The following is an 8,454-nucleotide window of genomic DNA, read 5'->3' on the forward strand; positions in this document are numbered from 1 at the left end:
CACTCTTCATCGCTAAGTTCATGACGGCGCATATCAATCTCCTTCCAAGGGACATTGAATCATCATCCTGACTAAAGCGAAACCCTTTTATGGGGACGCGGCCTAACGGATTGTCTCGTCGAAGAGCTGCAACAGGCGCCGCCAATGCCTGTCGGCGCCGGCCTCGTCATAAACGCCGTCACGGTCAGGCACAGTCCATCCATGCTGCATATCAACGTAGCTTTCGAGGGCAAAGTCTGCGCCCGCATGTCGAAAGGCGTCAACGAACCGTGTGGATTGCTCCGGTGGGAAACTGCCGTCTTCTGCAGCAGTACCCACATAGATCCGCGCCTTGATCTCCGAGGCTAGGAGGTGAGGGCTGTCAGGCCCGTTGCTCGCGAGAGCCGCACCGTGAAAGCTTGCAACGGCCGCAAACCTTTCAGGATAGCGGGCGGCTACCGTGAGTGCGCGTCGGCCAGCCATGCAATACCCAACGACACCATATGGTCCCGAGTAGCCTTCCCCTTCGAGAGCGGCAATAAATGTGGCTGTATCCTCCACGGTCATCGCAGCCGTCGTTTCGTTGATCATTTTGACGAGTTTCTCGCGCGATTGAGGGTCGCCAAAAGAGGAGCCACTGAAGGGGCCATATGCGCCGAACCGATAGAATAGATCTGGCAGCAATACAAAATAGCCAGCGTTCGCCAGCTTTTGAGCCATCTCGTCCATTGCCGGGCGAGGTCCCATAGCATCCATGAAGAAGAGCACGGCACCCTTCACGAAGTTGCCCGTATCCGGGGTGTAGGTCCATGAAGGGACCTTGCCATCCGGGGTGACGATGTTGATCGTGCGCTTCATCTCTTGTCTCCGAAATTTAACCGCTCGGTCATGAACGCCTGCTCGCGGCATCGTTCACGGACTTCTCCGCTGCCACACAGTCGCACTTTCCTTGGCGCGATTCCAACCTACATGAACCAGGCCGTTGCCCAAAGGAGATTAACATGACGCGTCCCACCCGAATTGTACTTGCGAGCCGCCCAAAGGGCGCTCCCACGGCGGAAAATTTTCGCGTCGAGGAGTTTGATCTTCCCGAGGCGCGGGAAGGCGAGGTCACGCTGCGCATCCTCTACCTCTCGCTTGATCCCTACATGCGCGGACGCATGAGCGACGCAAAGTCGTATGCGGCACCAACGCCGGTGGACGGCGTTATGGAAGGTGAGACTGTCTGCGAAGTTTCACGATCTCGAGATCCGGCCTTCAAGCCAGGGGATATCGTGCGAGCCCGTACCGGCTGGTGCACCCATGCGGTCCTTGCGGGCTCGTCAGTTTACCACTTCAACACACACGGTGCCCCAGACACCACCGCAATCGGCATATTGGGAATGCCCGGATTCACCGCTTATAGTGGAATGAAAGTGATCGGTCAGCCGAAGTCGGGCGAGACGGTGGTCGTCGCAGCCGCGTCAGGACCTGTCGGCAGCATGGTCGGTCAGCTTGCCAGACTTGCCGGCGCAAGAGCTGTCGGCATCGCTGGTGGTAAAGACAAGTGCGATTTCGTTCGAAATGAGCTTGGCTTCGACGCGGTCGTTGACCACCGATCGAAGGATTTCGTAACCGATTTGGAGCATGCCTGCCCGAACGGCATCGATGTCTATTTCGAAAATGTCGGCGGTCACGTCTGGGATGCCGTCCTCCCTTTGCTGAACCAATTCGCGCGCGTTCCGGTGTGCGGGCTGGTTGCGACCTACAACGGTGCAGGTGCTGGCGAGCACGATAGGCTTCCGGGCACGATGGGGGCAATCCTGAGGAGAAGCATTCAAGTCCGCGGCTTCATTCAGACCGAGTTCGTGAAGGATCACTACAAAGACTTCGAAAAGGAGATCGGTCCTCTTGTTGCCAATGGGAGCATCAAATACCGCGAAGATGTCGTCGACGGTCTTGAAAACGCGCCTTCCGCGTTCATCGGAATGCTTGACGGCAAGAATTTCGGCAAGCTGCTGGTGCGCGTGGTATGATCCTTTGCGATCGATTTGAGGATCTATCGTGTCAGATATGATCCGTTATCAGATCGCTAGCAGCGAGGGGATCACAGGATCGATTGCCCGCTGATCGACGAATTTCAGTCTGATGGATGGTTCGTAATCTTTTGCCATCGGCCGGCATTGGTGAAGAAGACCATGCGGCTTCGATGGGGCTTTATCATTTTTGGCCAAGTATCGAAGCATTGTCGGAAGCGGCGCTTCTCGTTCGTCCTTTGACGAGGTCTGGAGGAAAAGGAGAAGATCATGCAAAGCCTGAACGTTGAAGAAGAGGCCATTATCGCCATGCTCATGATGAGGGCGACAGCGATCGGCGAGAAGAATGTGAAGGATGCTTTGTCTTTCGACACCGACGACACTGTGGAATTCTCGCTCGCGCCACCACTCGTCTATCATGGAAAGGATGAGGCTGGCCTACAGGCCTGGTTCGACACGTGGGACGGTCCGATCGGTGGCGATGTCCAAGACGCAAAGCTGACGATAGGCACGGATGTGGCCTTTTGGACCGGCCTCGTCAACATGACGGGGACAAAGACTGACGGGACGACCGTCGATCTGTGGTTTCGCCAGACACTGGGTCTCGTAAAACGGGCAGGGCGATGGCTGGTGGCGCATCAGCACGCTTCTGTTCCATTCGCAATGGATGGCAGCGGCAAGGCTTTGCTCGACCTGCGGCCATAAGAGGTGAGACCGCCCCGGGATGGGTTGGAGAGGGCGGCCTCGTAGCGGCGCTTTCGCACCACCAGGCTTACGATACCGTCGCCTTGATGCCGGTGCTACCAAACACAAGGCGAGATTTAGGTGTCGCTGAATTACGGAGGTCGTGGCGGCTGCTGGCTCTGTAAATTGAAATCCAGATCCCGACCCGACGCTTGCCGATCGTCAGGAAAGATCAATGGTAGGTCGTGCGCCATGAACACGTCTGTCCTCACAGGTCTCGTCGGCCTGCTGCGGTCGGGATAGGCTGGACAGAAGGTAAAAAAGCCAAACCGCCTCTTTGCCGCATCAGCTCTTCTTCAGAGGGTCGTGTCCCCAGTTCATGAGGGAGTATCGCCACGGCGAGTGTTCCTTGTCGGCTTTAGGGCCGCCCTGTTTCAGATGTCGATGCACATATCCGACAACTTTCCGCATGTGCTCGTAGTCGTCGTCCGTGAGATCGGCCTTGTTCTTGTGCTTGATTGCAACAATCTTGCGCCCGGATTGATGTCCGATCGTCTCGCTGCCATCCGCCTCCTTCCACCCGTTTTCCTTGCTCTCGTCGGTTTTAAGCCACTTCTCGAGCGAGGCAGGCGTCATGTTCACGGCCTCCCTGAAATCGTTAAAGACCTGTTCTCGATTAATCTCCTTGGTCACTGATCGTCCTCCTTCGCCGTTTCGCATCCTCAGATGCCAAACACTGGAACGCAACGAAGGTTCAAAACCGCTTACTTTCGATCAGCGTGTTCGCGTTCAGCCATGAGGACCGAAACCCCTAAACCTGGGGGGCTAGGATTGCGGCATGCGCATCCCACCAATGGTGGCGTGGGATTTTGTACCGAGGAAAATCACTCATCTGTGGGCGAGCGGTCGAAGTTCGGCGAGTACGTAAACGAAAGCATTCAGCAACTCCCCGTCAGCATCGACGGTGGCGACCACTCTGCGGTAGCCGCTTCCCTCAAACGCATCAAGCCTCGACCAGTGCGCGGGCAGCTCCCGGGACTCGAACAGTGAGACTGGTATGCCGAAAGCCTCGGCATCCAGGACAAGGCCGGGGAAGCCGATTTGAGAGCCCGGCCCGGCGTCAACCAGACGTCCGCGTATCAATCCGGATCGCCAGTATCCGTCGATACCATCCAGTTGATCATTATGAAGCTTGCCAGGAGAAAGGCTCCCGTAAGTGGCTAGACGATGTTCAGCGCGCAAGACGTTCCAGTGCCCGTGGAAAGCGAGCATCCCCAGTTTATCAGTGGTAGCTAATTCTGCTTTTGGCACTGGAAAGCCTGCTCACGTAATTTTGAGCTTACGGACGGACGCAGCGCGAGGATTGCAGGAGAAATAGATCAATGTGACGGGCATTGATCATAAAACGGAACCTAGGTGCCCAGTAAAAGGGTTGCCAATGCAACCTGCGAATTCACTCCAAGCTTCGAATAGACGTTTCTCAAGTGCGTCCGAACCGTCTCGTAACCGATCTGAAAAGCCGTTGCAGTCTGACGGGGTGTATTGCCAGACGCAATACTGAGAGCCACCTTCACCTCCGCCGCCGTTAGCTTCGCATCCTCCAGAAGAGATCTCTGACGATCTTTTATCGTGGCGAGAGCAGGCTCGACGATCACCGCCACCGTCGGTCCTTCCAGGAATTCGGTGAACCTGCTCGACTGGAGCCTGACGACGGTGAGCCGAAAGCTCTGTTGATCGACGTCATTTCGCATAAAAAACGTTTGGGGCAAGGCATAACCGCCACCGCGCACAAGCAGAGCCTGGAGCGCCGCTGCCGCCGCGTCCGACCGGATCAAGATCTTGCCATCGCTACCCGTGCGTATGGGATAGCCAGAGGCAAGCATTAAATCGGCAGCTTCATTGGACCACCGGAGCCGACGCCGCTCGCAAATATAAAGGAGACCAGCGCCAATGCTGTCGAAAAGTCCCCTTGCGCCTTGAGCTTTCGGGGCGACAAGGTCGCGTCTCCTTATGAAGTCAAAAGCGCGCTTCAGGTGAGGGGACAAAAGGGTGTAGCGCTCGGCCGCAGCCCGGTTCTCTTCGGGATCGGCACACGATGTCGCCGTCGAGAGGATGAACGAGCGTGTCTCCTCCCGGATGATCGAAACACCCACGCTGGTTTCACACCTAGCCTGCCGCTTCAGCCAGTCGTTGTAGAATTCAGACCGAACGAGGTCGCGTCGCGCGAAGATTTCGTCACCGCACAGTCCTTGGCCAACAGGCACCATGTTCATCCGCGGGATCCACGGGTTGACGGCTGCGTAGTGCATACTGAAGTCGGCAACCTCCGCCTCGGAGAAGCCGGATATAAACGGAACGTGGGCGACCGGAGAGGTCAGGTCATGGTAGTGAAGAGCCGCCTTGCCATCGGGAGAGGTCCTGGCGACAGCATCAAGAAACGCTTGCCAGTCGCACTCGCCAAACAGGCTGCCATAGATCAGATCCGTGAGGTGAGAGGTCGCCTCGGCCCGCATGCAATCCCCCGGTGCATCGTAAGACGATATTTTCGCAGAGTGCGCGAATTATCGCCAGTACTGCAATGGGCGAGGCCAGAAGCCTGATCCCATGGTTTTTCTCCTCCAAGTGGAGGATGCCGCGGTCGTGGTTGCAGGATATGCAGACACTGAGGCGCCGACTTCGTTGGTTGCCGTTACCCGGAGCGACAAAGAAGGGGAAGTCGATGAAGTCTAAGTACATGATCGCATTTCTGGTCCTGATGGGCCTTCCTGGCTGCCAGTCCATCCTGAAATCTGAACCAGCCAAGGGAACTCTTCCGCAGGGCCACAAGGTCCTTGTCGACGATGGCACTTGCCCGGCAGGGCAGGTCAAGCAGGTGACGGGAGCGACGCCCGGGACGCCCCGCGTGAAGGAATGCATCCCGATGCCCGCGAGGTAAGTCGGCGGACGGCGCGAGAAGGTCGGGGTGTCATGGCCTTTTCGCGCTACCGAACCCGTTCGTAACAAGATAGTCGGGACCGACCGCACCGAGTGGCCAATTGATCGCAAAGGAAGAAAACATCATAGATTACAGCGTGTTGTTTCCATCTCTTGATCTTTTCTGCAAGAGTAAGACGTCTTTCGGCGGGGGCGCGAGACGGATCCGCTAATGCCAACCAGCAACATGTGAAACGCATGGAAATGCTTTGAGTTTATCTGTGAGCGCCAGGCCAGGGTATGTCTGCGTTCAAGGCAATCTGCTCCTGCGTGAAGGCAGGCATTGCTCCTCTCCGGGGAATCGGGTTCCCTGTCCATATGAGCAGCGTTCCATCCTTTGTTTCCGAACTCGTGCGTGCCGCCAACGAAGTCGACCGACTGAATGCCCACGAGAGCGAACACCTTCTACTTAGGGCCGTCACGACTATTCGCGATCTACGGGAAATCATCGGGATACCGGTTTACGGCACTGAACTTGACGCCGTCATCAAGTTGAACGCGCTCGCATCTGCGACGGGGCAAGCGGCGATGCAGGAGATCCGCGACGGTCTGCTGGAAGCCGCTGATATGGTGCGCACGTTGTGGATCGTTGTTGATAGCGGCACGGAGATCAGCTGGCGCCCCTGGGTCGAGAGGACCGAACGTCGGGAGGGAGAGGCGTAAATGAGAACACGAACCGCGGTCCAGGAAGATGCTACGGCGATGAGCCAGATGCTTCAAAAGCTGGTTTTAGCCAGAAAGAGAACCGCCAGAGCGGACATCGCCTATGTGCGGGAGCATTATATTGGGCATCCCGATGGGCTGCGGTGCTCGGTTGCAGAGGATGAAGACGGCAAGCTCCTCGGGTTCCAGTCGCTTATCCTTGCGACGGACGGGAACCCGTACAACACGCCGAGCGGCTGGGGGATCATTGGCACCCACGTGGATCCGGATTCAGCCAGGAGCGGGGTCGGTCGCACGCTTTTCGAAGCAACCCGTGCGGCAGCAATCGAAGCAGGACTTGAAAAGATCGAAGCGTTCATCGGCAAGGACAATCATATTGCGCAGGCCTACTACGAACGGATGGGCTTCAGGACCTACCGCACGACCGATGCCGCCGTCTGCAAGTTCTGGTCGGCAACCGCTTGAGGTCGCTGGCATTTCGCTGGAGCTCGGGCGCAATGTGAACCGCGCCATCATGCGAAGCCCATCCATCGCCTGCGGCAGTGGCAGAGTTGGGAGCGTGTCCTATATTAGCGACTCCATATGGAGACCTGCATGTTTCAAACATCATCGAACCTTAAAACCCTGCGCGACGCTCTTTCCTCCCACATGGACCTCCCGGAATACTTCCTTGGAATGCATGCCTTCTTTGACGGTGAAGTCATCTTCGCGCGGGATGTCGTCCACTTGAACATGGACCTGTCGCCGTTTCCGGTCGATTTCCAGAACCTGTGGGACTGGTTTCGCGAGCAGCTTCGCGGAGGTCCGAGCCAGGAAACGTTTGCATACGAGCTGCCCTTTGCGGTTGACGCCGATGAAGACCCGGTGATGCAAAAGCTGATCGAAATCACAGGAGGGTCTGCCAAGACTGTCTGGATGATCGATCTGGCACACCAGGAAACAGCCGACGATGGACGCCGCTTTGTGATCGTGACCGTTCCGGATAAGAAGCAGGCAAAGTCGTTCAGGGAACAGTTTCACGGAAAATTTGTCGGGAACGAGTTATAGAATTCGCTCCATTGCAGGTATCGTCGCCGGGAAAGTGCGAAGGTGGATGGCGACGCCTTCGTCGAGCAGAATGCCCGCCGCCCGCTCGTCTAACCCGGACGCAGAGTTCCAATGGTCGTACTTGCTGACCAGCCATTGCGCGCGAAAGAAAAAGACCTGCGCCCAAAGCACTGAGGCCTCAATGAGCGATCTGAAACTATCCTTGCAGCTGTTCTCCATGAGGGGCCTTGGCCCGCTCGATGCTCAGCTGCAGGCGGCAGCATCTGCCGGTTTTCAGTTCGTTGAGCCTCTCGAGAACCATCTGCAAGATAAGGCGACATTGATTGAGGGTCTACGTCGATACGGGCTTCGGGCCCCGACAGCCCACATCTCTCTTGAAGCGCTTCGCACCAGGCGGCAGGAATTCATGGACGTGTGCGACGAATGCGGCGTCCAGACAGTGTTCTCACCTCATCCTTGGCGGACTTTCAACGCTCAAGGTGAAGTCGCCTGGCGAAAGCTGGGCACCGATCTTGGCGCTGTCGCTGAAACGCTTGGCGAGCACGGGATTTCGTTCGGTTATCACAATAAATCGGAGGGGCTCGTCGCAAAGCCCGGCATGCGGTGCGGTGTAGACGTTCTATTCGAAGCGGCGCGGGGTAGCCGACTGCTCTGGCAAGCCGATATTGGCTGGATCCACAGCGCGGGCGCAGGCCCCTCGCAGTGGCTTAGACGGTATCAAGCGCTGCTTGCCTCCGCCCACGTAAAGGACAGGGCTCCTGAAGGAGAAAATGTCGATCAGGACGGTTGGGCCGACGTCGGATCCGGAATATTGATTTGGCCGAGCCTCTGGAAGGAGGCGATACTTTATGGCGCGAAGACGCTTGTTGTTGAGCATGATAATCCAAGGGATCCTGCCGACTTCGCCAAGCGCAGCTTTCAATATCTCAACCGCTTTCTGACTGCCTGATCGCCGTCGGAATGTCGCGGCCGCAATGATGGACCGAAAGTAACCGGTGTTCCGCTCCCACGTTGTCCTCGCCGCCCTGATCTGTGATTGCCTATCCATGGACGAGCAACGGGAGTTTCTCCATGGAGAATACATTGGAGGTTC

11 protein-coding genes are annotated in these 8,454 nt (G+C 57.0%); 7 read left to right on the forward strand and 4 right to left on the reverse strand.

Annotated features, from left to right (window positions below):
- Nucleotides 1–102 precede the first annotated feature (102 nt).
- On the reverse strand, nt 103–837 hold the full coding sequence (locus QTL96_RS22715; protein ID WP_289729302.1) for a dienelactone hydrolase family protein: 735 nt from the start codon (nt 835–837) through the stop codon (nt 103–105).
- Nucleotides 838–980: 143 nt separating this feature from the next.
- Between QTL96_RS22715 and QTL96_RS22720 the strand changes: the two genes are divergently transcribed.
- The gene (locus tag QTL96_RS22720; protein ID WP_289729303.1) at nt 981–1,994 is read left to right on the forward strand and encodes an NADP-dependent oxidoreductase; all 1,014 of its coding nucleotides are present in this window, start codon (nt 981–983) and stop codon (nt 1,992–1,994) included.
- A 270-nt stretch (nt 1,995–2,264) separates the two neighbouring features.
- A complete protein-coding gene (locus QTL96_RS22725; RefSeq protein WP_289729304.1) occupies nt 2,265–2,699 on the forward strand; it encodes a nuclear transport factor 2 family protein in 435 nt (144 codons plus the stop codon).
- Between the two features lie 324 nt (nt 2,700–3,023).
- On the opposite strand, the gene QTL96_RS22730 is transcribed toward QTL96_RS22725, so the two are convergent.
- The 3 genes from QTL96_RS22730 to QTL96_RS22740 form a co-directional block, all read right to left on the reverse strand.
- Complete coding sequence (locus QTL96_RS22730) at nt 3,024–3,371, reverse strand: DUF3140 domain-containing protein (RefSeq protein WP_289729305.1); 348 nt, start codon at nt 3,369–3,371, stop codon at nt 3,024–3,026.
- Between the two features lie 195 nt (nt 3,372–3,566).
- Nucleotides 3,567–3,989, reverse strand: coding sequence for a gamma-glutamylcyclotransferase family protein (locus QTL96_RS22735; RefSeq protein WP_289729306.1), 423 nt, complete (start codon nt 3,987–3,989; stop codon nt 3,567–3,569).
- A gap of 101 nt (nt 3,990–4,090) precedes the next feature.
- Nucleotides 4,091–5,191, reverse strand: coding sequence for a helix-turn-helix transcriptional regulator (locus QTL96_RS22740; protein WP_289729307.1), 1,101 nt, complete (start codon nt 5,189–5,191; stop codon nt 4,091–4,093).
- Between the two features lie 206 nt (nt 5,192–5,397).
- Here QTL96_RS22740 and QTL96_RS22745 point away from each other — a divergent pair, with 206 nt between their 5' ends.
- The 5 genes from QTL96_RS22745 (at nt 5,398) to QTL96_RS22765 (ending at nt 8,310) form a co-directional block, all read left to right on the forward strand.
- Nucleotides 5,398–5,613 carry a DUF6719 family protein gene (locus QTL96_RS22745; RefSeq protein WP_162705113.1) on the forward strand — a complete coding sequence of 72 codons (216 nt, stop codon included), beginning with the start codon at nt 5,398–5,400 and terminating at the stop codon, nt 5,611–5,613.
- Nucleotides 5,614–5,891: 278 nt separating this feature from the next.
- The gene (locus QTL96_RS22750) at nt 5,892–6,314 is read left to right on the forward strand and encodes a hypothetical protein (RefSeq protein WP_289729308.1); all 423 of its coding nucleotides are present in this window, start codon (nt 5,892–5,894) and stop codon (nt 6,312–6,314) included.
- Nucleotides 6,315–6,353: 39 nt separating this feature from the next.
- On the forward strand, nt 6,354–6,779 hold the full coding sequence (locus tag QTL96_RS22755) for a GNAT family N-acetyltransferase (protein ID WP_289729309.1): 426 nt from the start codon (nt 6,354–6,356) through the stop codon (nt 6,777–6,779).
- Between the two features lie 129 nt (nt 6,780–6,908).
- Nucleotides 6,909–7,361 (forward strand): hypothetical protein, encoded by a 453-nt coding sequence (locus QTL96_RS22760; protein WP_289729310.1) that lies wholly within the window; start codon nt 6,909–6,911, stop codon nt 7,359–7,361.
- Between the two features lie 181 nt (nt 7,362–7,542).
- Nucleotides 7,543–8,310, forward strand: coding sequence for a sugar phosphate isomerase/epimerase (locus QTL96_RS22765; RefSeq protein WP_289729311.1), 768 nt, complete (start codon nt 7,543–7,545; stop codon nt 8,308–8,310).
- Nucleotides 8,311–8,454: the final 144 nt, after the last annotated feature.

The organism is Rhizobium sp. S163 (assembly GCF_030380805.1).
Taxonomy (GTDB): Bacteria; Pseudomonadota; Alphaproteobacteria; order Rhizobiales; family Rhizobiaceae; genus Rhizobium.